Source organism: Gilliamella sp. WF3-4 (assembly GCF_001690275.1).
Classification (GTDB): domain Bacteria; phylum Pseudomonadota; class Gammaproteobacteria; order Enterobacterales; family Orbaceae; genus Gilliamella; species Gilliamella apicola_C.
The window spans coordinates 141,672-166,702 of the sequence record NZ_LZGW01000032.1 but is presented as its reverse complement, the minus strand read 5'-3'; the positions used below and the strand labels follow the sequence as shown (position 1 = coordinate 166,702).

The following is a 25,031-nucleotide window of genomic DNA, read 5'->3' as shown; positions in this document are numbered from 1 at the left end:
ATCTTTAGTAGCCCATTTGCTATAGCAATTAGACGTAACCGGTATTTCTTGAAACTTTCCTTCTTTTGTAATTTGAAAATGTTGTATTTCTATTGTTTCATCTTCAAAGCGTTGTTGGCGTTCAATGGAATAGTTTTTGTCTATATTGTAACCACCAAAACCGGCTGGATACATATTTGTTGCCTCATCTCTTGTTGCGCCATAATAATTTTTTAATATTATCTTATCTAAAAAATCATATTGTTCTGATAAAAGGTAAAGATAAATTATTTGCTCTTCATTTTCTTGTGTGCCAGTTATTAAAATTGGATTTATCACATTATTAATTTGAGGTAGCTTTATTCCATTTAAATCAATTAAATAATTATTTAACTGTTCATATAAACTATCGTTATCGAATAAGTTTAAATAGTATGCAAAACTTCTTGATATATTTTGAGGATAATTATAATAATTCTCATCCTGAATGAATTTCGCTGATCTTTTAGAATTAATTGGTAAATCTAATGAGGGAAATTTATTACTTAATTTTTGAAATGAATACTTGTTTTGGGGTTTTAAAAAAGATGCAACAAAAGATTCATTGATAAATAATAACTGATCATTTCCAAAAATCAATCTATGCTTTGGCAATAATAATTTAGCTAAATCAACATCTAAAACATCATCGAATTGTAAATAATTTACATCACCATTCGGTAAAATAAATTCGTTGATAATTGGATTTTCAATTAGATTTTTTGTGAGCAATTGGGATAAATCAGATGTTCGATGTACGCTGACATTATACTGGTTATTATTAATATAAATGATATTATTAACTAGCTTAACTCGTAAATTATTCAAATAATTAGGGTTATAACTATCTTTTTTCATTAGATAATTATTTTCAATATATTTATCTAAAACCCAATAAGCTTGATTAATATCTTTTGCATAAGTATATGAAAAATTCAAAAAAACATATAATAAACAAACAAGTTTTGCTAACGATATATATTTTTTTATTATATAAAAATAAAATCCAAACATGTTATTAGCTTCCTAAATTTTTAACTAACTCTTGTAAATATTTACCATTGATATCTTTTGCTGTTTTGACAAAAAACTGATTTTCCAAAAATTTACTCTCAAAAACCCGAACATCATAATGAGCCCAAACGCTCGCTATACTTTAATTGTCACGTCCTCTTGTTGGATGGTATCTTGTATAGCTATTCTCTAAAGCAATACCATTAGAATGAAACCATCTGTATTCGGCATTTGTTTTTTCAGTTAAAATATCGCGAACTAAATCACAACAATTGATCCTTTCATCTCTACTGTGTTCAGATTTTGCTTTTTCTTTTTTAATGACATGGATATCAAGCGCTTTACCCATATGGTTAGTACTTTTTCGATTATTATAAATATTATCAGCCCAACATCGATAACCAGAAGATACGATTTCTACAGTCAAGTGTTGATATCGTTCATCTGAATCAATATAAAACATAATACTTCTTAATACCCAAAACAAAGTCCGATGTAAGCCTGGATATTCAATCCCATAGGCATAATTAGCACCTGTTTTTCCATTATTAGTTTTATTAAGCCCAAAACCATTACAAGTTGGCTCAGTCAGATTTTTAAAAGTTGAACATTGGCATTGAGCCTGTGTAAAAAATGAATCTATTGAATACTCATCTTGAAATCTATCAATTGCTTGTATAACTTGTATATCCACAACGCCAGTTTCCTCAACTTGCATATAATCACGTTGAAACTGTTTTATCATCCTTTCTGTTCTTTCAGTAAATTCATCGGTTGGTACATTGCCACCAAAACCTGCAAGGCGGATATTAATTTCCCGAATAACCTCATGCTTATCCCCTTTCTGAAAAAGAATCTCGCTTTTAGGGAAGTAATCTATCATCGCCACCGGATGAATAAACCACGCCTTGCCGTCTGCGGATAGATTGGACAGTTTAGGGGTATTGGCATCAGTGTTTGCGGTTGGGTTTTGAGCTTGTGCCTGTGCCACTTCTTTCCACCACAGTGACGGTTTAATGCGTTGCTCTTTTTCAAGTTGCCAGTTTGATTTGACATGCTCAAGGGCTTCGTCCAATTTTTTCATGGCAAAGTCTCGATGATAGGGGTCGGTTATACCGTTTTTATCTAATTCCGCTTCAATAACCTCTTTTTGTTGTTGTGTAACTATCCCCTAAAATAGTACAGCAAAAAAGTAGAAAATTCTCTATGATAAAAGTAAAAGAGGATTTAATGATGAAAAAAATGACTGAACATCAAATCGTCGCTATTTTAAAAGAAGCTGAAGCGGGTATTCCCGTTAAAGAACTGTGCCGTAAATAGGGCATGGGTAATTCAACTTTCTATAAATGGCGAGAAAAATACGGCGGTATGGAAACGTCGGATATTAAACGCTTAAAAGAGCTAGAAGCGGAAAACCGTAAGCTTAAGCAGATGTTTGCCGAACTGAGCTTAAAATCCCAGCTTCAGGAAGAAATCATAAAAAAGCTTTAGTGCCCACCAAGGCACGTAAAACGTGGGCACAGCAACTACAACAAAATCATTCGGTTACTATTGTTATGAGTTGTGCTATTGTTGGCTTAAGCCGTTGTGCTTACTATTATCAACCTAAGTTGCAGGATGACTCGGTGATTGTTTCGGTGTTGAATGCTATCACAGACCGGCATTTACGCTGGGGCTTTCCTAAATGTTTTAATCGTATCAGAAAGCTCGGCTATCAATGGAATCATAAACGGGTATATCGGGTGTATTGTGAATTAAAGCTTAATCTCAGGGTAAAGCGTAAAAAACGCATTCCTCCACGATGTCCGGAAAGGTTATTAGTCCCCAATAAACAAGGTGAATGTTGGTCAATGGATTTTATGAGTGACAGTAGTCGTAATCAACGTCGCTTTAGGACATTCAATGTTATCGATGACTTTAATCGTGAGGCGTTAGGTATTGATATTGCAGTAAGCTTACCCGCAGGTAGAGTGACTCGTTATTTGGATAAACTGGCCGAATATCATGGGTATCCATTAAAAATACGGGTCGATAATGGGCCAGAATTTACAGGAAAAACCTTTATAAATTGGGCTAAATCACATGATATAACCATTGATTATATCCAGCCTGGTAGCCTTATCAAAATGGCTATATTGAACGATTTAACCGTACCTATCGCACTGAGGTACTTGATTTATATCTATTTAATAATCTAGAACAAGCAAGAAAGGTAACCGAAGAATGGCTAACCATTTATAACACCGAAAGACCGCATGAGGCGTTAAATAACATGACACCGATTGAGTATAAAACACTAAAACAAGCAGCATGATTTTCTACGTGAGTTGTGTACTAAGCTTGGGGTATTCACACAGCTTTTTTATAATAGATATGATTTTGTGATGGGAAATTTTTTCATAATTGAATTCTATTCATTTTATTATAGAGAATTTTCTATTTTTATATGCACTATTTTAAGGTGTAGTTACATAAGTATACATAAAAAAACAAGCTAACCTTTATCAAAAGTAGTAGAATCAATTTAGTTAAATGTAGTGATATTTTTACACTAATTAATATTATGTCGCCCATTTATTAATATGTGCATGGGCGTAATAACAAATAAAATAGCTATTTTACAACACGAAATGGATTAGTTTTTGGTTTCGGTTGTTGAGGTGGAGTTTCGCATTGGTCTTGATGATACTGCGGTTCATCTTCAAATCCCATACCAATGCCATTTTCACGCGCATAAATTGCTTCAATAGCCGCCATCGGTACAACAATGTGTTGAGGGACACCCGAAAAACGAGCATTAAATTCTACTTGTTCGTTCGTTGCACAATATTGACCTACAGAATGAGGAGCAATATTTAATACAATTTGATTATTTTGAATGAACTCTTGAGGAACTATCACACCATATTTCGAAGTATTAACCACAATATAAGGTGTTAATTCATTATCTAGAATCCAGTCATAAAAAGCCCTAAATAAATAAGGCCGGCGAGGAGTCATTTGCTCAAGTTCCATAAAAAGCCACCTTGTCTACGATTATTACAAGTCAGATAAAATTATTATTATGATCTTATCTTTTTTTCGTCTTCTGTTAATGAATTAATGAAAGCTGGTCGTTCAAAAATTCGTGCCATATATGCCAAATAATTTTTTTCAGCAACTTTAGGTAACTCAATACCAAGCACCGGTAAACGCCATAATAATGGAGCAAAATAGCAATCACTTAGCGTAAAATCATCACTCATAAAATAAGGCTTTTCTTTAAATATGACCGAAATAGAAACAAGATCATCAAGTAAATTTTTACGTGCGAGCTGTGCTTCATTACTACTAGGATCATTAACAATAGTTTCATAAGCACTATACCACTCTTTTTTGATGCGATACATTGTTAATCGAGAGTTAGCACGAACAATAGGATAAACAGGCATTAATGGTGGGTGGGGAAAACGTTCATCAAGATATTCTAATGCTATATGTGGTTCATATAACGTTAGATCGCGATCAATTAATGTTGGGATTGAACCATATGGATTAAGATCCAATAATTCTTGAGGTAAATTATCTGCCGTTACAAACTCAATTTCCGCAGTTACCCCTTTTTCTGCCAGCACAAAACGAATCTGATGCCCGTAAATATCTGTTGTATCACAAAATAATGTCATCACAGAACGTTTATTAACAGCAACAACCATATTCACTCCAAATATGAAAAATTAAAATAAGCTTCATTGATTACTATTCTAACAAATTGAATAACAAATTTGTTAAAAAAATGAATTTTATTGTTATCTTTATTTTAAGAAACTGTTTTATGGCAATAAGATATCAGGTGGTATATACGTTTTAATAGAAAATGCTTTTTACTATATAAGCTAATTCCAATGAAAATAGTGTTTTTAGTTATGTGGATGTATTTACGAAAAAAAACCCAGCCTTGGCCGGGTTTTGAGAACTTTTGTAAAGTTGTATTAACGCTTGCTGAATTGTGGACGACGACGCGCTTTGCGTAGACCCACTTTTTTACGTTCAACTTGACGAGCATCACGAGTAACAAAACCTGCTTGACGTAACGCTGAGCGTAAAGTTTCGTCATACTCCATTAATGCACGAGTAATACCGTGACGAATTGCACCAGCTTGACCTGAAATACCACCACCTTTAACAGTGATGTAAAGATCAAGTTTGTCAGTCATTTCAACTAACTCTAACGGTTGCATAACAACCATACGAGCTGTGTCACGACCAAAGTATTGCTCTAATGAACGTTTGTTAATAACGATGTTACCACTACCTGGTTTGATAAATACACGAGCAGCAGAACTTTTGCGGCGACCTGTACCGTAATATTGATTATCAGCCATCTTCTATCCCCTTAAATATCTAATACTTGCGGTTGTTGTGCCGCATGATTGTGCTCATTACCAGCATAAACTTTTAGTTTACGGTACATTGCACGACCAAGAGGACCTTTCGGTAACATGCCTTTTACAGCAATCTCGATGACTTGTTCAGGATGACGTTCAATCATTTCTTTAAAAGTCGCTTCTTTTAGCCCACCGATGTAACCCGTGTGACGATAATAGATCTTATCAGTGCGTTTTTTGCCTGTTACAGCAACTTTTTCTGCATTGATAACGATAATATAATCACCTGTATCAACATGTGGTGTGTATTCTGCTTTGTGTTTACCACGCAAACGGCTTGCGATTTCAGTAGCTAAACGACCTAACGTTTTACCTGCTGCATCAACAACGTACCAGTCGCGTTTAACTGTTTCTGGTTTAGCTGAAAAAGTACTCATTCGTAATTATCCAATTTTTAATTAATCTCACGTTAATAAATCAGTTGATTTATTTACACTTTTTGATTGTTACTATTAATCAACACACCCCTTCAAGTGGTTATATTAATGCACACAACCTAAAACAACATTGGGAAAAACGTTGTCGTAACGTGGGTGGCGATATTATACAGAAATAATATAAAAGTGCTAGAGTGAAAATAAAAAATCATGGCGAGAAAGAAGCCTTACTGATAAACTTAAAATCAACATTAAATAACACAATATTTATACAAATGAACAAAACTATTCAACTTTCAGAAAAAGATTATATTAACAAAGGATTGCATCGTAAATGTTATCATTATCCTAGTGATCTTAATAAGTGTATTAAAGTAAATTATAATGATGGTGCCGAAGAGGAAACTAACCGCGAAATTGCCTATTATAAACATCTGATCAGGCGCAATATTTCATTTGAAGCGTTAGCTAAATATTATGGCTCGGTGTTAACCAATTATGGTCAAGGTCATGTTTTTGAACTTATCCGTGATTATGATGGAAAAACAGCGACATCACTTGAGAAATACCTTTCTGATGAAAAGTTAACACAACAATATTATGCTGATTTAGTGATTTCATTAAAAAATTTAAAATCGGCTTTATTAAAAAACCGTATTATTACTATGACAATAAAAAGCAAGAATATCTTGTTTCAGCGCTTAAGTGCTGATAAAAGTCGTTTGATTATTATTGATAATATTGGTAATTCGACGCTTATCCCTATTGCTAATTACATTTCTTTTTTTGCTAAAGCGAAAATTGAACGAACTTGGCAACGTTTTTTAAACTCAATTGTTAAAGAGAATAGCGATAATCGATTAATTACTCGTTTAGTTGATGAAGTGAAGCAGTCATCCTGAATTCTGCAATAACACCTTTTGCATTATCTGTTCTATTTTTTAAGGTAAATAGGCTTTGATGTAATTTAGCAATACGATTAACAATACTTAAACCAAGCCCTATACCATTATGTTTGCGATCCATACGAAAAAAGGTTTGGGTTAGCTTTTCGCTTTTAGATTCATCAATGCCGTTACCTTGGTCTTGTACAGTGATAAGGATGTCTTTTTTATCCTTATTGCAACTTACCAAGATTTTAGTCTCATTGGGGCTGTATTGATAACTATTTTCAACTAGATTACGTGTTAGTAGTCTTGTATCTCGTGCCGTCAAAATCAAAACTGGTGTTGTAATACCATTTTTTCGCCAATGCATTAGCAATTCAAGTCCATCACAATCAGGTAGCCCTAAATCCAAAATGATTAAGCTAAATTGTCCAAATTGGATATATTGTTCAGCTTGATTACCATTTTGTGCAACTTCACAGACATAACCGTTTGAAGTTATACCGTCGTATAGACCTTTTTGTAACAAACTATCATCTTCAACAATTAATATCTTCATTGTTCATTACCTTAATACCGATTTTAGCATTATTGAACATGCGCAATAATTTATTTTATATTGGGCTTTACATTGCTAAATCTGTTTATTTAGTTCAATAACGCGACAATCGATTAAGAAATTTATGAATATTTATCCCAAGCTTTTAATTAAACATGCGGATATGAGGCTCACAATAAATCCAACAATAACCCCTAATGACAATTGAATATCCAAAACATGTCACATAAAAATAATTGGAATTTATATTTTGACTCGTTAATCAAAAATAAAAGGTTGCTTGTAAATTATGCAAATAAACTATTTTCTAGATCTATTTAACCTAGTAATAATTTAACGCAAAAACCTTAAGGCAACCTTAAAATAAAAAAACAATTAAGAAATAAGGATAGAAAATAGATAATGTATTATTTAAAAAAGCATAATAAGTATTTTGGTAAAATCGAAGCCGCAAGATCAAGTGTGGCACAAATAATAAAATAAACTACAATGACAAATAAAAAGATTTCGGTTGGATAGACCATACTACGATTATTAATTTGTGTTGCAACAAAAGTAAATTCAGCCACCCCGACAATATAAGCCAAAGAAGTATCTTTAATAAGTGATACCCATTGGTTAACAAAAGACGGTAACATCATTTTAACGGCTTGAGGTAATATAATAAATATAATCACCTGTTGTTTAGTTAAACCTAATGAAAACGCTGCTTGCCATTGCTCTTTAGCCACCGCAATCATGCCGGCATGAACGGAATGACCAATGTATGCAGCACCTATTAAAGATAGAGCAAATATCACGGTTGCAATTGCTGGTATATCAACATGAAGCACCATAGGTAACAGAAAGTAACTCCAAAATATAAGCATAATAACTGGAATAGCTCTAAAAAAACTAAGCACACTAATTAATAAATTGTGTAAAATCCCTTTTAAAACCGTTAATCCTACCCCTGCCAAAATACCTAAAATTGTTGAAAACAAGATAGCGATAATACTTATTAGTAATGTTAAGAAAATACCTCCAGGGAAATTTCCCCACATTAAGTAACCTAAATTATGCCAAATAACTTCAAATCCTTTAAAGCCCATAAATAATCACACCTTACCTGTTTGCAATTGTTTTGTTTGATAAATATTGCCTAAAGTTCCAACTATTACTATTGTTATAATATAAAGTAAAGTTGCAATGGCAAAATCTTGAAAGGTTTTTAATGATTCAGTTTCGATTTGGCGTGAGGCATAAGAAAGTTCTAACACACCAATAGCCATAGTTAACGATGAATTTTTAATAATATTCATGTACTGACCAATTAAAGGTGGAAAAGCAATGCGAAAACTTTGTGGTAAAATAATAAAGCGCATACTTTGCCACCAACTTAAACCCAATGCTAATGCGGCTTGCTCTTGCGCTCCTCTAACTCCAGCAATACCTGCTCTAAACTCTTCGGCAATAAAAGCGCAGGAATAACAAGTTAAACTAATTGAGCCTATGATGAATTCAAATGATGGCATTTTCACTGAAAAAAAGAACAATTGAATTTGTGGTTCTTCAAATAACCATAATTTAAATTCGACTGGCAATAAACTACCTACCCCAAAATACCAAAAAAAGAGTTGAGGTAGTAACGGAGAATAACGAAAAATTGCGCTATACCCCATTACGATTATTTGAATGATTTTAATTCGACTTTGTTGAGCAATAACTAGTAAAAAACCCAGTAATGTTGAAAAAATAATGGTAAGCAATGAAATAGCCAACGTAACTAAAAAACCATCCCATAACCACCACAAATAACGTGGTTCAAGTAATTGCTCGTACATAACTACTGACCTTTACCTATTTTAAAATCACCACGAGGCATAGCCGATGTTGTTTCAGGTCCAAACCAACGGTTATGAATTGTTAATGCTTCGCCATTTTTTTCAAGCGTTAACAAAATTTGATTTACTTTATCTTTTAAACGAGTTTCCCCTTTTGGTATACCAACAGCTTGATATTCTTCAGTAATACTAAATGGTGAAATTTCAAATGCTGCTCGTTGCTCTTCAGGTAAATTGGCTAATAAGCCAATTAATTTTGCATCATCTTGAGTGATTGCCTGCACAACACCATTACGTAATGCTGCAAATGCAAATGGCGTATCATCATAAGAAATCACCTTAGCCGTTGGATATTTTTCACGTAATGTAATTTCCATAACTGTACCTTTATCAGCACCAATACGAAGATTTTTCAAATCGTCAGCTGATTTTAATACCCCCTTTTTTGCTACAAATTTTTGACCAGTCGCAAAATAAGGCAGACTAAAATCAACTGTTTTTGTTCTTTCATCAGTAATGGTAAAATTAGCGACAATTAAATCAGCTTTTTTTGATGTCAATAACGGAATTCTATTAGCGGGATTAGTTGGGATTAGCTTAACGTTAACGTTTAACCCTTTGGCTATCTCGTTAGCATAATCAACATCAAGTCCTGTAATTTTATTGGTCTTTTCATCAATGTACCCAAACGGCGGGTTACTATCAAATACCGCTATTTTGATTTCGCCTCGTTTTTCAATATCATCAAGCCGATCTGCGTAGGCAGAACTGGTACCTAATAGTGTGCTTATTAAGGTAATAGTCGTAAGTAATTTGGTTAATAATTTCATCTTGATTCTCCACTATAAAGGTTTTTATCTACGTTTAAAGTCTATCAATAAAGAATCAAATGAATAAATAGCAAATATTCACATGGTTATAACTTAAAGTTATATGGAGAATTATCTGATTAAGGATTTTATCAATAATGAATAAAACTAATAAAAGTTGGGTATCACATACCAAGATAGAAAATTTTACTAACTTTTACTAACGCAAGATGCACTAAATTAAGTTATTAATGTTCATTTTGGTGCAAATTAGCGTTATTGTGTGTTAATTATTCGCTTATCATTCCTTGGTGGTAGGTAATTATAATTATTTTTAATTAGTTTTTTTACTCGAAAACAGTAATTATAGGAACCATTCTTGTTATTAATAGATGTTGTTAGCCTATGGCATAATGTTTGCATTACTTACAAAAGTAGTAAAAATTCGTAAATAGGGTGGCCGTGTCGATAATTAAAAAAAACAAATTAAAAGGAGATAAGCACATGAAAGATCAAGATCATAGCAGTAGCGCCGTTGCTTTTGTTAAAAATCGGCGAGCTTCGTTAATCAGTGCTATTTTTTTAATGGCAACTTCAGCAATTGGCCCAGGTTTTATTACTCAAACAGCGACTTTTACTGTTACCCTTGGCACTGCTTTTGGTTTTGGTATTTTAGCCTCTATTATTATCGACTTTGTTGTTCAACAAAATATTTGGCGAATTGTTGCATTAACTAAAATGAACTCTTCGGATATTGCTAATGCGACTATTCCATTCAGTGGTTATGTACTCGCAGTACTGATCATATTTGGTGGGTTGGTGTTTAATATTGGTAATATAGCGGGTGCAGGCTTAGGTTTAAATGCACTTGTTGGGCTTGATCCTAAGTGGGGTGGTGCAATCAGCGCATTAGTAGCGGTTTATATATTTTCATCACGCAAAGCCAGCAATTTTATTGATCGCTTAATGATTGGTTTTGGTTTGTTGATGATTATTTTGACCTTATTTGTGGTATTTGCATCACATCCACCAATTGGACAAGCTTTAAAAGAAACCGTTTTTCCAAGCAATATTGATTTTGCCTCAATTACGACCATTGTTGGTGGTACGGTTGGTGGTTATATCTCTTATGCTGGAGCTCACCGTTTACTTGATAAAGGGATGGTTGGCGCTCAGCATATTAAATATGTTTCAGGCGCAGCAACAAAAGGAATTATAGTTGTGGGTTTGATGCGTTATATCTTATTTTTAGCCATTTTAGGCGTGGTAGCAAGTGGTGTCACTATTGATATTTCAAGTTATGCTGCCAATCCTGCATCGCAAGCCTTTCAGGCAGCTTTGGGTGAATTAGGATTACGGATTTTTGGATTAATTTTATGGGCTGCTGCAATAACTAGTATTATTGGTGCTGCTTATACCTCAATGACTTTTATTACTCCTTTTAGGCGTTCTATTACTGAAAAGCAACGCCAATTTGCAACCACTATTTTTATTATGGCTTCTCTGGCTATTTATTTAGCAATGGGAACCGCACCTGTATCATTATTGGTTTTTGCCGGTGGTTTTAATGGTCTAGTATTGCCAATTGGTTTAACTATCTTTATTTATATTGGTTGGAAGCGTGCCGATCTTATGTCAGGCTATCATTATCCTAGATGGTTATTGTGGTCAGGTCTGATTGTCTGTGCCATTACTTGGTATATGGGGGCGATGTCTGTAGCCACTATCTTTAACTATTTAAAATAGAAGGACAATATGACAATAACTAAATTTATTGATTTAAATAGTGATCTTGGCGAAAGTTTTGGACAATGGAAAATGGGCAATGACGAGGCAATACTAAATGTTGTTAGTAGTGCTAATATTGCTTGTGGGTTTCATGCTGGTTCGCCAGAGGGTATTTTAAAAACCTTAAAAGCCGCTAAGGCGAATAATGTGACGGTGGGAGCCCATGTCGGTTATCCTGACTTAGTTGGTTTTGGTCGCCGTAATATGGACATTGCCACCGATGAGCTAAGCGCTGATGTAATTTATCAAATTGGTGCACTTAAAGGATTAGCAAAATCGATTGGTACCAACGTTCGGTATGTGAAACCACACGGCGCATTATATAATACTATAGCACATGATAAACGTCAGGCAATGGCGGTAATTAATGCGATTTGCCTTATTGACCCTTCGTTGATTTTGGTTGCTCTTGCTGGATCACCACTCATTGGATGGGCTAAAGAAAGTGGTTTGTGTGTAGTTGCTGAAGCTTTTGCTGATAGAGCGTACTGTGCTGATGGAACATTAGTTTCTCGCAAAGAAGCTGGTGCTGTATTACACGATCCTGATTTAGTAGCTGAGCGTATGCTACAGCTTGTTAATGATGGGGGAGTTACCTCTGTAGAGGGGCAGTTTGTGGATATTAATGCTGAATCAATTTGTGTGCATGGCGATAGTGCTGGAGCCTTAGCTATGGCACAAAAAGTACGGGAGAAATTACACCAAAATGGCATCATAATAACCCCATTTGCCAAGACAGTTGCTGCTTAAGTTGGCTATAAATTTATCTTTTAACATGATACAACAAAATAAAATTTATATATTTGGTAATTAGGACTTGATCTATGTATAGAGGTGCTTAATGAGATTTTTACCCGTTAATCTTGATGCGCTTATTGTTGAACTCAAAAGCCTTGAACAAACAATGGCGTTGACTGATGCACTTCAACATGTCGTTTCACATTGGAATATAGAAGAAATAATCCCCGCTGCACGCACGATATTAATTCGTTATAATCCCATTGTGACTGATGCTAATACGCTTGCTAAGCATATAGCTCAATTGGATATTGCAGAACATGTAATGCAATCTGGCGAATTGATCATAATACCAGTTAGGTATAATGGCGAGGATTTATCTCAAGTGGCTGAATATTTAGGGATAACCGTTAGTGAAGTCATTGCCAGACATACCAATAATGAATATCAAGTGGCTTTTTGTGGTTTTGCTCCAGGCTTTGCTTATATGGTAGCTAAAAATGCTGAACTTAACGTGCCACGCCGTCAATCACCAAGAGTTCGTATTCCTGCTGGCTCTGTTGCATTAGCGGGTGAATTTAGCAGTGTTTATCCCCAAGCAAGCCCTGGTGGTTGGCAACTTATTGGAACAACTGATACAGCAGTGTGGGACTTAAACCGTGATCAACCTGCGTTATTGAAGCCGGGTAACCGCGTTAATTTCATTGATGCTAGTAAGTCATCTAAAAAATATTATTTACCGGCTGCTAAAAAAGCCAATAAAAGCATTAGCCAACAACAAGATATTAAAATATTAGCAACGGGATTACAAACACTCATACAAGATAAGGGTAGAATTGGTCAGGCAGCGTTAGGTATTTCTGAGTCTGGCGCCATGGATAAGGGAGCTCTGCACAGTAGCAACCGTATTTTAGGAAATCCAATTAATGAAGCCGTATTAGAAATTACGCAAGGTGGGTTTAAAGCACAGATAAATCGTAGTATGTTAGTTGCCGTCACAGGGGCTGAATGTGAAATAAGTATTACAACATCAGCGGGTGAAATGTATCATGCTGCAATGTATCAACCGATCCAATTGGAAACCGGTGATATTATTAGCTTAGGCAGCGCAAAATGTGGTGTACGTAGTTATTTTGCTGTACGCGGTGGTTTTCAGCTATCGCCTATTTTAACAAGTTGTTCTTATGATACTCTTGCGCAAGTTGGGCCATCACCGCTTAATGTTGGTCAAACGCTAGCTATTAAGCACAATCAAAACTTAAATGCGGTGTCATTAATGGAAACCCCCGCTATGCGCTATCCTACTTGTGATGATGTTATTGTATTAGATATTGTGCTTGGGCCGCGCACTGACTGGTTTACTAAGCAAGCTGTAGAATTACTTTCTTCGCAACTATGGCAGGTTACACCAGCCTCTAATCGCATTGGTTTACGCTTATCTGGTGACATAGCTTTAAGTCGTGACAAGCAACAAGAATTACCAAGCGAAGGAACTTGTGTTGGTGCAATACAAATTCCTGCTAATGGGCAACCCGTGCTATTTTTAAATGATCACCCATTAACTGGGGGATATCCTGTTATTGGCGCTGTGTGTAATTATCATTTAGATTTAGCCGGTCAAATTCCAGTTAATGCTAGAATAAAATTTAATCCTATCGGGATATTTAAAGAATTTGAAGGGAGTGATGTTGATCATGTCTGAAAGTAGTCAAAAAATAACTCATAAAGTATTGATTGCTAACCGAGGTGAGATTGCCGTACGTATTATACGAGCGTGTCGTGATATGGGTTTTTTGTCTATCGCAGTTTATGCCGATGCAGATATTGATGCACTTCATGCGCAAATGGCTGATGAGGCTTATGGGTTGTTAGGTAATCTACCAAGTGAAACTTATCTTGATATTGCTAAAATCATTACGATAGCAAAAAAAGCAGGTGCCACAATGGTACATCCTGGTTATGGTTTTTTATCAGAGCGTGTTGAATTTGCTAAATCAGTACAAGAAGCTGGTTTAATATGGGTTGGTCCTAATCCAGAAACGATTGACATACTGGGCGATAAAGTGAAAGCCAGACAGCTTGCTTTGCAAGTTGGCGCTCCTTTAGTGGTTGGAACAAAAGCGCCAGTACAAGATGTTAAAGAAGTGGTTGAGTTTGCTCATACTCATGGTTTACCAATTGCGATTAAAGCTGCTTTTGGCGGGGGGGGTAGAGGCTTAAAAGTTGCTTGGCACAAGGACGAGGTTGAAGAGCTTTACCATTCCGCTGTACGTGAAGCGACAGCGGCATTTGGGCGTGGAGAATGCTTTTTAGAACAATTTTTACACAACCCTCGGCATATTGAGGCACAAATTATTGCTGATAAGTTAGGAAATGTCGTAGTTGTTGGAACACGTGATTGTTCATTGCAACGTCGCAATCAAAAATTAATTGAAGAATCACCCGCACCTTTTATCTCCGAGCATGTAGAACAACAAATTATTCAAGCATCGATTGCTATTTGTACCAAAGCAAACTATGTAGGTGTTGGTACAGTTGAATTTTTACTTAGCCAAGATGGCAAATTATCTTTTCTTGAAGTCAACACTCGGTTGCAAGTTGAACACCCTGTTACAGAAGAAACAACAGGTGTTGATCTTGTTATTGAACAGCTACGCATTGCGCAAGGCTTGCCACTTAGTATTGCTCAAACGCCTAAACCACAAGGTCATGCTATTGAATTTCGTATTAATGCTGAAGATGCGGCAAATGGTTTTTTACCCGTAGCTGGAACGATTACGCGTTTTGATGCGCCAACAGGTCCTGGTGTACGCTTAGACAGTGGCGTAGTTGCGGGATCGTCCATTCCTGCAATGTTTGATTCACTTATTGCAAAACTTATTATTGTTGGAAATAACCGACAGCAAGCTATAGCAAGAGCTCGGCGTGCATTAGCAGAATTTTCAATTGAGGGCGTTGCGTGTGTATTACCATTTGATCGTGCGGTCATTGAGCACCCTGATTTTTGTGATGATTTTAACGTGCATACACGTTGGATCGAAACTGAATTTGATACCGCGATAGCGTCAGCAAAAAGGCAAGTACCACAAAAAGAAGAAATACTTACACATACTTTTATTGAAATTGATGGTAAGCGTTGTAAACTTGGTTTACCTGCACAATTATTAGCTGGATTATCTTTGCAAACAGATGTTAATTTGGCTACACCTTCTTGTGGCAAAGCGGCGCTTTCTGAGTTAATTGTCCCATCGCCTGTCTCAGGTAGCCTTTTTAAATGGGTGATAAACGATAATCAAAAGGTAAATGCAGGGGATGTGATTGCTATTATGGAAGCCATGAAAATGGAAGTGCAAGTTATAGCACATCGACATGGTGTTTTAAAACAAATAATCAAAGAAGGTAACTATGTCAATGCGGATGTTGCCATTGCTGAAATTGTATAGATTAAACAGAAAAAACAATCATGTTTTTTATCAAAATCACTGAAATAATCAAATATAGACGATATATTAAGCTTATTTTATACTCGTTGCGTCAGATAGTTTGTCTATGTTCATATGTAGGATAATTTATATTGAAGTTTTCTCAGCAATCAACGTTAACAAATGGGGCTTTAGCTTTAGCATTATCATCAGCCTTAACACCTAATGGGATTATTGATAACCCTCAATTTTTTACTGGTTACGCACTTTATCCACAAATTCTTGCTAGATGTTTACTTGTATTAGCAGATATTACTGCGACCCGATATTTTAAACCCGTACCAGTGGCTTTGCGAGATCCTATTTTATCTGCTCAGGGGGATCAATTAAGAGCTGAGGTTTTTTCTGCCTGTAATAGTGTTTATGCTCGTTTGGATTTATTACAACAAGGCTTCGATGGGCAAATATTACGCGGTACAACCAATGTCGATATTGGCCTTGGTTTAAGGCAAGCACTTAATCAGGTTAATAGTAAGGATAAACTTCACCTCAATATTGGTGAGCAAGGCTTAGCAACGCGCCATATCCAACAACAAGATCACGATGTGATCAGTATAAAAACTGTTGTTGAGCGCCCAGTTGAAATGCCCGATAGGTGGATTCGAGCACTTGGCAATCTTACTGAAATTCATACTAAAATGGCGGCTGTTTTTACTGTAGCGGGAATTCATGCGCAAACTTTTATTGCAAGATTACCAGCAGTAACAAGCAAACAACAAGCAAGTTGGGTCGTTCCATCTAATACGGGCGTTAAATTGGCGTCTCAAGGTGATATTAATAGTGTCTATATTTCTGGCTTACATAGATTAAGTGCACTGAAGCGGTTAATGACCAACATAAAAAGCTTAACGTTTTATCGATTGGAAAGCGGAGAACAAGGGCCATGCATGGTTGAAGTCGCTCTTGATGGTGCAAGGCTTACCTTAAGCTTAACTGCTCAGCCATGGCAGGGGTATTCAGGTGAAGGAGCATTACTTGAATCGCTTGTGCCAAAACAGCAATTACAAAATGTTCAACTTGTTCAATCTATTTTGCAATTTGATTCGCAGATTGATCCAGCGCAATTATCTTCAAAAACTCATTTAGATGCTCGGAATATCGATAGTGCGTTGGCTTACCTTGCTGTTTCAGGCAAACTTGGTTTTGATGCCTATCAAAAAAGCTATTTTCATCGCCAATTGCCTGAAGATCCTAATCGAGTCATAAAAGATAACCCACGTTTAAAATCGGCCTATAAGCTAGTTGAATTTATTGATCAGATTGATGAAACCACTTGGATTGTTCATTCTAATGATGAAGATTATCAAGTCCGTTTAGTTAGACAGAATAATGAAATGGTATCGCAATGTAATTGCTCATGGTATTTAAATCATCAGCTTAAAAAAGGACCTTGCAAACATATTTTAGCGGTTCAAATTAAGGAAAATATTTATGAATGCTAACTTAGAAAAAGCAGAAGCTATTTTTACTTCATTAAACTGGAATAATGTTACACCAGATAATATTTTGCAACAGCCGTTAGGCAGTAAGGAACAGCAAAAAATTGCCCTTTCTGGATTAAAAAGTGGCGAATGGGATGGGTATGTTCGTAGGGGAGACTCTTTCGAGCTACAAGACTATGTTAAGTGTAATAAAGCATATTTAGTGTTGTATGCTATTAGGATTGGGGTATCAGCCAGCCGAGCACTAAAGCTTGTGCGTTATGCCCATTCCTCTTTGTTATTGCCCGTTATTATGGCGCGCGGTGAGAATTATGCGCAGAAATTTGTACAATCAGCATCAGCACCAACAGATCTTGTTGCTCAGTTAGTCGATCAATTAAATTTAGCGATTCCAGAAAATCCCAATTATATAAGTAATTGGACTTTGTACGCAGCCGTTGCTATGCGGGGTGACGATATTGTAAAGCATTTTTACGATAAAACCCCGCCAAATTTAGCGCAATGTCAGCGCCGATTTTTTGAACACATTCATATTGCTATAGCGTTAAATATACCAGCAACACAATCTTTTACTCAGTTATTTAGTTTAGGGGTAGCATTAGGTTGGCTTGAGTATGAGCAAGCAAAAGAACTTCTTTTCTTAGCCCTAGATATCGCCTCTCGCCCTGTAGATCGTAAAGCATGGCTTTATACACTTGATGGTTTAGGTATTACTGATGCTGAATTTTGCCAACGGGCATCTGCTTTAATTCCATTGCTAACAACGGGGGAGGCGGCGATGATTAATCGATTAGCACCTGTTTTAATTCCGTTTGTTGATGATGAATTACTAGTTGAAGTGATGACGGCCAGTTTATCGTCTAAAATAAAATCGACGCAAAAATTGGTGTTAAAAACAGCACTCAACCGTAATATACCCCAAAATGCTGATCGGTTTATGCCTTTATTTACTTTATTACTTAGCCAAACCGATGACTCGATTGTTGCTTTAACCAGAAAAATAATTACACAGTGGCAGCTTGATGGTGATTTTACGCAAGCTAGCCCAGTGGCATTAAAGCAACTTTGGCATCCAACGCCATCGCTTTGGCAATTACCACCTTTCGAGTTAGCGCCTATTTCACCCGATATATTAACAGAGCTAGCCTCTGAATTGGTAAAAAGGGACGTATCTGCCCATGATTGTGTGATGGAACGGTTTTTAGCTGTCGCCAATACGATCGCTTATAACGATCCTCAAGCCGCAAAAGCGAGTTTAGTCGGCGTAAAATTGCGAGCTGATGAGTTACTCGGTTTTATATTTTATTGGCGCAAAGGCAAAGAGATCCCGTATCACGATAATTTTACTTGTTTATTAACTGCGCGCGATTATATTGTCTGTAAAAACTTAGGAAAAATCCCTTGTTTACTGTCAACACCGAGTATGAGTGATTTGTCAATAACCGTGGATGATCTTTGTCAGCGATTAGAAACTTATCAGAAATTAAATATTGATGTATTAGAAGCGGATCTATTTTTAGCATTGACTCGTCTTGATGTATCGACACAATCATCATCAACGAAAGAAAAACTTAGTAAACTAAAAATTACTGTCACTTTGCCGTCAGGGCAAAGAATGTCGCAAAATGCCGAGGCTTTGGTCTTACAGTATCTTAATGATCCCGTGATTGAACCAAAATTAGCGTTAAATGCTAATATTAATGATGTATCGTTTCTTCCTCAATCATTAAGTGATTTTCCAGAACGAATAGGCAATAGTTGGTATACTGCTGAGCTTTTTTCTATTTTTCCTTTATGGGGCGATAGTGCTATACCTTCCGATATTGATTGGGCCAAATCATATCATCAAGGTTTTGTGTTTGAGCAACTTGTTAAAAAACGCTCTCCTTTTCCCCCTCGTTCAGCAATTACACTTTTAGCAGCACAGCGATCTCATTCCTCTCATGTGCTTGGTAATATAGCACAAGCCGTGAATCAAGCATGGCAACGAGGATTGCTTATACCTGGAGTGGCCGATGTTTTGCTATTGGAGCGTTTAGGCTCGCCCCCTTCCCGTATAGCAAGTTTAGTTGCTGTATTAGCTGATATTGGAAAACAAGGGATGCTTTCGGTAGTTTGGCCCATTTTCGATCAATTAATTATTGCTTCATGCAATGCGCTAAGAATGTTATCAGGCACTGTTGAAACGGTCGATGCCATCGCTGAATTTTTACCTGAAGTTCAATATGCTGTTGATCAGGGTATAGCTGATGCAAGCCAATTACAATTATTAGGCATCAGGATGTTAGCCAGTAAAAAAGGTAGTGCTAATGCAATAAAGAAAGCCCAAGCGATAGTTGACAAGCTCCCTAATATAGCACCAGCGCCTTTAAAACAAGAAGTGTCTATGCTGGCGCCTGATGATTTTGATCAAGTATGGGTAAAGACGGAAAAAATTAGCGTTGTACCTGAAGATAATGTTTCTATTTCTGTGAGTAAACCTGTCATTAACCCATCTTCTCAATTTTCTAAACGTTTGTCTAAATCGTTATTATTTACTTTGAAACTTCCTAATGTAGCAAATCAAGTTTTCCAGATTGTTAAAGGTGATTGGTATTATGATTTAGAAAACGAATGGCAATGCGAAGCTTATCCCGCGCCATTGAATCATTCAGAATTTTGCATTGATTCTCAAACAGAAAGCGTTTGGTTACACTGGAGTGAAGCGAGCCAATGTTTGGTTGTTGAAAAGAGCCGATATTGGTTGGAAAATGGTAAAAATGCCAATAACTTAATTTTTTCTAACGCATTGGTAATGGTGATTATTGGATTATTAGCGCAAGATAGTGATACCTATCACACAAATTCAATTTTTGAACAAAATGTTGAACAAGGCGTCATTGACGCTGATATCATGCGTAAAGCAATTATCTTATTCCTTGACTATCCCGATTTTAGCCCAGCTAAATTAATCCGATTACTGGAAAAAAAGCCTAATTTATTATCAGTATTTTACCCTGTATTAATTGAGTGCATTAAGTTTGTAGGAAAAATAGCAAAACGAGGTGAAAAAATACCTGCTTGGATCAATCGAATTTTAGATATTTCATTCATTTATGTGCCTTATTTACAAGAAGCAACAAAGCGTGGTTATCTCTCTGAATCTGATTCCCATTGGCAAGGATTAGCCGACATAGCCCATGCAAAAGTAAAATCAACGGCAGTAAATAAAGCAAGACAATTGCTTGAGTTTATTAAGTAATGTAGTTATTTATTAAAAATATATTTGGTAATGTAAAGCATGTTTAATTTGTAAATAATTAAATTTAGTAATTATTCAAATTGTTATATAAAAAAACATTATGATAATCATTATTTTCTAAAACATCATATTGAATTATGTTACTGTTTTGCCTTTATTTTAATAAAAAAGGAATATTATGACTCATTCTTCTCATCCGTTGGTTCGTTTTTACTTAAAAGTAGGGTTGATGCCACAGATTTTATTGGGCTTAATATTTGGTATTATTCTCGCTGCCGTGTCGAAAGAGACCGCTTTAGGGATGTCACTTATCGGAGAGCTATTTATTAATGCTTTAAAATCAGTTGCGCCAATACTTGTACTGATTTTAGTTATTGCATCAATCGCTAATCACCAACAAGGTAAGCAAGCAAATATGCGTGCGTTAATCATGCTTTACTTATCAGGTATGATATTAGCTGCTTTATTAGCTACATTTGCCAGCTTTCTATTTCCATCTCAAATTTCATTTGGCGATGCACTGGCGCAGATCAAGTTGACGCCACCCAACGGGGTTAAAGATGTCTTAAAAACATTACTGAATAAAATGATTGATAATCCTGTTAATGCCCTTGTTAACGCAAATTATATTGGTTTGATTATATGGGGAATAGGTATAGGTTTAGCATTAAGGCATGCAAGTCAAGCGACTAAAACGATGATGAATGATTTATCTTATGCTATCTCTTTTATTGTAAGAATTATTATCCGTTTTGCACCATTAGGTGTGTTTGGACTGGTTTCTTCAACGCTAGCCGAAACAGGCTTTGACGAACTATTAAAATATGCACATCTATTAGGTGTATTAGTATCATGCATGTTGATTGTGGCATTAGTTATTAATCCATTATTGGCTTATTATGTAATGCGAAAAAATCCATACCCATTAGTTTTTACCTCATTAAAATATAGCGCAATACCTGCCTTTTTGACTCGTAGTTCTGCTGCTAATATCCCAGTTAATATCGAAATATGCAAAAAATTAAATATGGATGAAGATACCTATTCAGTCGCTGTTCCTTTAGGTGCTGCGATTAATATGTCAGGGGCAGCAGTAACAATTACCGTTTTAACTCTCGCAACAGTTAACTCAATGCATATTAATGTTGATATCTATTCTGCGGTATTACTTTGTATAGTCAGTTCTGTGTGTGCTTGTGGTGCGTCGGGGATTGCTGGTGGTTCATTATTACTAATTCCTGTTGCTTGTAGTATGTTTGGTATACCTAATGAAATTTCAGCCAAAGTCATTGGTATTGGTATTGCCATCGGTGTTATTCAAGATTCGGTTGAAACGGCGTTAAATTCGTCAAGTGATGTAGTATTTATTGGCGCTGTTTCTTCGGCTGCACAAGAAAATGGTAGACAATAAAAGTTAATCATTATTAATGAAAGATGATCTTAACTTTTATTCAATAGTTAAGTTTATTTACTTGTTTTTTTATAGGCTGAGTATGGTGGTTGTTTGATTATCTGCTCAGTTTTTCAATGATTTATAAATAGTGCACCTTTCCTCTTTTGATAGAATTTATCATCTTGTAGCCATAAGTAATCTGTTTCATTGCTTTTTCTCCAATGGCTATTTATTATTAAATAGTTTGTATTGAGGTTGACTGCTTACTTTGCTTGAGTAATTTATTACCTTAAGCTACAAGGAGATATTATGCCATTTAATGCTATTGTCTTAGAAAAAGATAAAACAACAGGTTTTACATGTTCACTTAAAGCCATTAACAAACAGCAACTATTAGACCAGCAAGGTGATACGTTAATCAAAGTAGCGTATTGCAGTATTAACTATAAAGATGCGTTAGCTTTAACTAACAAAAGCCCTATTGTAAGGCAGTGGCCGATGGTACCCGGTATCGATGGCGTTGGAACTGTCATTGAGTGTAGTAGTGGTCGTTATCAAAAAGGTGATACGGTTATTTTAAATGGTTGGGGGTGCGGTGAAACTCACTGGGGGTGCTTGGCACAATATGCTTATTTAAAGTCTGAATGGTTAATACCTTTGCCCAATCAGTTTACCGCTCATCAGGCAATGGCTATTGGCACAGCGGGTTATACTGCTGCACTTTGTGTTCAACGAATTATTGATTTTGGTATACAACCACAAGATGGTCTGATTTTAGTGACAGGTGCAACAGGTGGTGTTGGCTCAATTGCCGTTGCGTTACTGGCCAAACTTGGGTATCAAGTTACCGCATCGACTAGTAAAATTGATGAAGAGTATTATTTACGTCAACTTGGCGCAGTTAATATCATTGATAGCCAAACATTAAAAGAAATAGGTAAGCCATTACAAAAAGAGCAATGGTCAGCTGCTGTGGATGTTGTTGGGTCACATACTTTAGCCAATATTTGTGCGCAAACCCAATATGGTGGTATTGTAACTTGTTGTGGACTTGCTCAAGGTATAGATTTATCAACAACGGTTGCACCGTTTATTTTACGCGGTGTTACATTAACTGGTATAGATAGTGTGATGGCGAGTTATGATAAGCGTATTGCTGCGTGGAATTTATTGGCATATTACCTAGATGAAAAACTGCTATCGCATATTAGCAATACAATTTCATTAACTGAATGTGTTGAGACAGCAAATAAAATGATAGCTGGGCAAATAAAGGGGCGTTGTGTTGTTGATGTAAACAAATCGACTTAGGATGCTAATATTGGGCTATTATATTGATCAATAGCGCTTGTAGTCACTCAAACGCTTAAAAGTTGGTGGTGCAGCATTACCACCAACTTAGTTTATAACGTAATTTTAATTGATTACCGAATTATAGCGGTCAATAACATGGTCAAGTGTACCATTCAAAGACTTGACTTCATTTTCTATCTTGGCAGTCTGTAACTCTTTTAAAACAACTTTCATTTGATTAACCAATTGAGGTAATGTATCGGCAAACCTATCATAATAAATATTGTTCAAAGCTTGTTTTTTGATCAAGTCAGTTTTGCCTTTATTGGCAATTAATTCATTGGCTATAGATTCTAGTTGTTCAATTTTTGGTTCAATTATTGATTTATCAAGATTTTTAAAGTCATTATTTTCAGCAAAATTTCGATTAATTAATGCTACAACTTCTTCAGATATATCTATGAATTCAATACAATTGTAGTGAAGCATTAATCCTTGATTTTTAATTTCTGCTTTTTGAAATGCGTGGATCTCTTTATATAATTTATCGTAAGCGATAAAAGCAATATCTTCTGCTTCAATATATTGATTATAGGCATTTTCTAGATTGTTGAATAGTTCAGGTAATTTAGCCAGTTCATCTAACTTATATTCATTCGTTGTATAATATTTAGCAGCTTTGTCATAAGCTAAGCCTAACTCAACAAATTTATCACCTAAGACTTTGCCAGCATTATCAAGCTCGGGAAGTTCTGGTTTGATTGCTATTAATTTATTAATCAATTGCTTATAATCATCAAGATCTTCAGGAGAAGGATTGGAACCGACAAAAAGATCTATACGTTTTGTTGGATCATTTTTTATGCGATTGTAATCGATGTTACCATTTTTGTCTTGAAATTGTTTTAAATATCTGTCAACTTCCTTATCAAGATTAATCAGTGTAGATGGCAAGGAAACTCTGTTTGTTAACTGTTGCTCGGCTAAAGAAAAATTGGTGTTAAAAATACTTAACCACAGATTACCTTTATTCGCTTTTGCTGCTATTTGTTGTGAAGTATTTTCTGAAGTTTGTTCTGAAGTTTTTGCTTCGGAAACTGTGGTCGACTGAGCAGTTTTACTTTCTGATTGATCATTGCAACCAATCATTAAAAGCCCAGCAATAAATATTGTTAAGAATTTTTTCTGCATCTTTTTTCCTTAATGTTATTATTAGTTTAATAATTTGACACTTTACATTTTTTTTTCTTTTTTTTCCAATAAAATATGTGTTTATTTTAGTGTTATATATTAATTTTGGAAAACTGAAAAGAAAATATACTGTTTATTAGCTATTAATAATGCTTGTGTTTCTTTCTAAAAAGTCATAAATTTGACGCTTATAAGTTGTTTTGCAAATGATGCCTGCGATTGCTATTTGGAATTTTTAACCATAAAAGATTAATTTATGGAGGAAACCTATATGCCGTATCAAACTCGTGATGATTTGCCAGCTTCTGTGCGTCATGTTTTGCCAACGCATGCGCAAGATATTTTTAAAGAAGCATTTAATAGCGCAATAAAAGAATATCAAGATCCCCACAAAAGGCGCGATCATAGTGATCCAGAAACGATTGCCTTCAAAGTAGCTTGGGCTGCTGTTGAAAAGACCTATCATAAAGATGAAGAGGGTAACTGGGTTGCTAAATAATTTAAGCTGAACCATAAAACTAAACATCTTTAATTTTTTCTGCCCGATTA

At 35.5% G+C, this 25,031-nt stretch carries 21 protein-coding genes and 1 pseudogene; 11 read left to right on the top strand and 11 right to left on the bottom strand.

All coding sequences use genetic code 11. The features are described from left to right. Together A9G47_RS07990 and A9G47_RS07985 are read right to left on the bottom strand one after the other, a co-directional pair. Positions 1-1,032, bottom strand: a 1,032-nt coding sequence (locus A9G47_RS07990) for a hypothetical protein (protein ID WP_141674837.1), incomplete at its 3' end; no start/stop codon positions are given. Between the two features lie 142 nt (positions 1,033-1,174). Further along, positions 1,175-2,116, bottom strand: a complete 942-nt coding sequence (locus tag A9G47_RS07985; protein WP_065642637.1) for a peptidoglycan-binding domain-containing protein — start codon at positions 2,114-2,116, stop codon at positions 1,175-1,177. Between the two features lie 146 nt (positions 2,117-2,262). Here A9G47_RS07985 and A9G47_RS07975 point away from each other — a divergent pair. Then, positions 2,263-3,346 (top strand): annotated as a pseudogene (locus A9G47_RS07975) (IS3 family transposase). Between the two features lie 299 nt (positions 3,347-3,645). Here the strand turns inward: A9G47_RS07975 and A9G47_RS07970 are convergent. From A9G47_RS07970 to rplM, 4 genes are all read right to left on the bottom strand, one after another. Further along, positions 3,646-4,047, bottom strand: coding sequence for a ClpXP protease specificity-enhancing factor (locus A9G47_RS07970; RefSeq protein ID WP_065566229.1), 402 nt, complete (start codon positions 4,045-4,047; stop codon positions 3,646-3,648). Between the two features lie 47 nt (positions 4,048-4,094). After that, positions 4,095-4,727 (bottom strand): stringent starvation protein SspA, encoded by a 633-nt coding sequence (gene sspA / locus A9G47_RS07965; RefSeq protein WP_065642636.1) that lies wholly within the window; start codon positions 4,725-4,727, stop codon positions 4,095-4,097. Between the two features lie 276 nt (positions 4,728-5,003). Beyond that, positions 5,004-5,396 carry a 30S ribosomal protein S9 gene (gene rpsI, locus A9G47_RS07960; RefSeq protein WP_034915459.1) on the bottom strand — a complete coding sequence of 131 codons (393 nt, stop codon included), beginning with the start codon at positions 5,394-5,396 and terminating at the stop codon, positions 5,004-5,006. 11 nt (positions 5,397-5,407) lie between these two features. Next, positions 5,408-5,836: a 50S ribosomal protein L13 gene (rplM, locus tag A9G47_RS07955; RefSeq protein WP_065566227.1), complete on the bottom strand. Its 429-nt coding sequence runs from the start codon at positions 5,834-5,836 to the stop codon at positions 5,408-5,410. Positions 5,837-6,030: 194 nt separating this feature from the next. Here rplM and A9G47_RS07950 point away from each other — a divergent pair, with 194 nt between their 5' ends. Further along, on the top strand, positions 6,031-6,738 hold the full coding sequence (locus A9G47_RS07950) for a YrbL family protein (RefSeq protein ID WP_065642635.1): 708 nt from the start codon (positions 6,031-6,033) through the stop codon (positions 6,736-6,738). Here the strand turns inward: A9G47_RS07950 and A9G47_RS07945 are convergent. The 4 genes from A9G47_RS07945 to A9G47_RS07930 all read right to left on the bottom strand — a co-directional run bounded on the left by A9G47_RS07945 (position 6,701) and on the right by A9G47_RS07930 (position 9,941). Beyond that, complete coding sequence (locus A9G47_RS07945; protein ID WP_065642634.1) at positions 6,701-7,282, bottom strand: response regulator; 582 nt, start codon at positions 7,280-7,282, stop codon at positions 6,701-6,703. The two genes, A9G47_RS07950 and A9G47_RS07945, sit on opposite strands and share 38 nt — an antisense overlap. A gap of 407 nt (positions 7,283-7,689) precedes the next feature. Further along, positions 7,690-8,373: an amino acid ABC transporter permease gene (locus A9G47_RS07940; protein WP_065580013.1), complete on the bottom strand. Its 684-nt coding sequence runs from the start codon at positions 8,371-8,373 to the stop codon at positions 7,690-7,692. A 6-nt stretch (positions 8,374-8,379) separates the two neighbouring features. After that, positions 8,380-9,105 carry an amino acid ABC transporter permease gene (locus A9G47_RS07935; protein ID WP_065566223.1) on the bottom strand — a complete coding sequence of 242 codons (726 nt, stop codon included), beginning with the start codon at positions 9,103-9,105 and terminating at the stop codon, positions 8,380-8,382. Positions 9,106-9,107: 2 nt separating this feature from the next. Next, positions 9,108-9,941, bottom strand: a complete 834-nt coding sequence (locus A9G47_RS07930) for an ABC transporter substrate-binding protein (RefSeq protein WP_442902999.1) — start codon at positions 9,939-9,941, stop codon at positions 9,108-9,110. Positions 9,942-10,418: 477 nt separating this feature from the next. On the opposite strand from A9G47_RS07930, the gene A9G47_RS07925 reads away from it, so the two are divergent. The 8 genes from A9G47_RS07925 (at position 10,419) to acuI (ending at position 23,309) form a co-directional block, all read left to right on the top strand. Continuing rightward, entirely contained in the window at positions 10,419-11,660 is a 1,242-nt protein-coding gene (locus A9G47_RS07925) for an NRAMP family divalent metal transporter (RefSeq protein ID WP_065580016.1), read from the top strand. A gap of 15 nt (positions 11,661-11,675) precedes the next feature. Beyond that, complete coding sequence (locus A9G47_RS07920) at positions 11,676-12,452, top strand: LamB/YcsF family protein (protein WP_065642644.1); 777 nt, start codon at positions 11,676-11,678, stop codon at positions 12,450-12,452. 91 nt (positions 12,453-12,543) lie between these two features. Next, complete coding sequence (locus tag A9G47_RS07915; RefSeq protein ID WP_065642633.1) at positions 12,544-14,142, top strand: urea amidolyase family protein; 1,599 nt, start codon at positions 12,544-12,546, stop codon at positions 14,140-14,142. After that, a complete protein-coding gene (locus A9G47_RS07910) occupies positions 14,126-15,883 on the top strand; it encodes an acetyl/propionyl/methylcrotonyl-CoA carboxylase subunit alpha (RefSeq protein WP_442903243.1) in 1,758 nt (585 codons plus the stop codon). Before A9G47_RS07915 ends, A9G47_RS07910 begins: the two co-directional genes overlap by 17 nt. 131 nt (positions 15,884-16,014) lie before the next feature. Beyond that, positions 16,015-17,364 carry an SWIM zinc finger family protein gene (locus A9G47_RS07905; RefSeq protein ID WP_218057329.1) on the top strand — a complete coding sequence of 450 codons (1,350 nt, stop codon included), beginning with the start codon at positions 16,015-16,017 and terminating at the stop codon, positions 17,362-17,364. Further along, positions 17,354-20,605, top strand: a complete 3,252-nt coding sequence (locus A9G47_RS07900) for a hypothetical protein (protein WP_065642631.1) — start codon at positions 17,354-17,356, stop codon at positions 20,603-20,605. Before A9G47_RS07905 ends, A9G47_RS07900 begins: the two co-directional genes overlap by 11 nt. Before the next feature lie 178 nt (positions 20,606-20,783). Then, on the top strand, positions 20,784-22,016 hold the full coding sequence (gene sstT / locus A9G47_RS07895; protein WP_065642630.1) for a serine/threonine transporter SstT: 1,233 nt from the start codon (positions 20,784-20,786) through the stop codon (positions 22,014-22,016). Between the two features lie 291 nt (positions 22,017-22,307). Further along, entirely contained in the window at positions 22,308-23,309 is a 1,002-nt protein-coding gene (gene acuI, locus A9G47_RS07890) for an acrylyl-CoA reductase (NADPH) (protein ID WP_065642629.1), read from the top strand. Between the two features lie 105 nt (positions 23,310-23,414). Here the strand turns inward: acuI and A9G47_RS07885 are convergent, their stop codons facing one another. After that, a complete protein-coding gene (locus tag A9G47_RS07885; protein WP_065642628.1) occupies positions 23,415-24,482 on the bottom strand; it encodes a DUF3829 domain-containing protein in 1,068 nt (355 codons plus the stop codon). 271 nt (positions 24,483-24,753) lie between these two features. Between A9G47_RS07885 and A9G47_RS07880 the strand changes: the two genes are divergently transcribed. Continuing rightward, a complete protein-coding gene (locus A9G47_RS07880; protein ID WP_065566912.1) occupies positions 24,754-24,981 on the top strand; it encodes a ChaB family protein in 228 nt (75 codons plus the stop codon). Positions 24,982-25,031 lie beyond the last annotated feature (50 nt).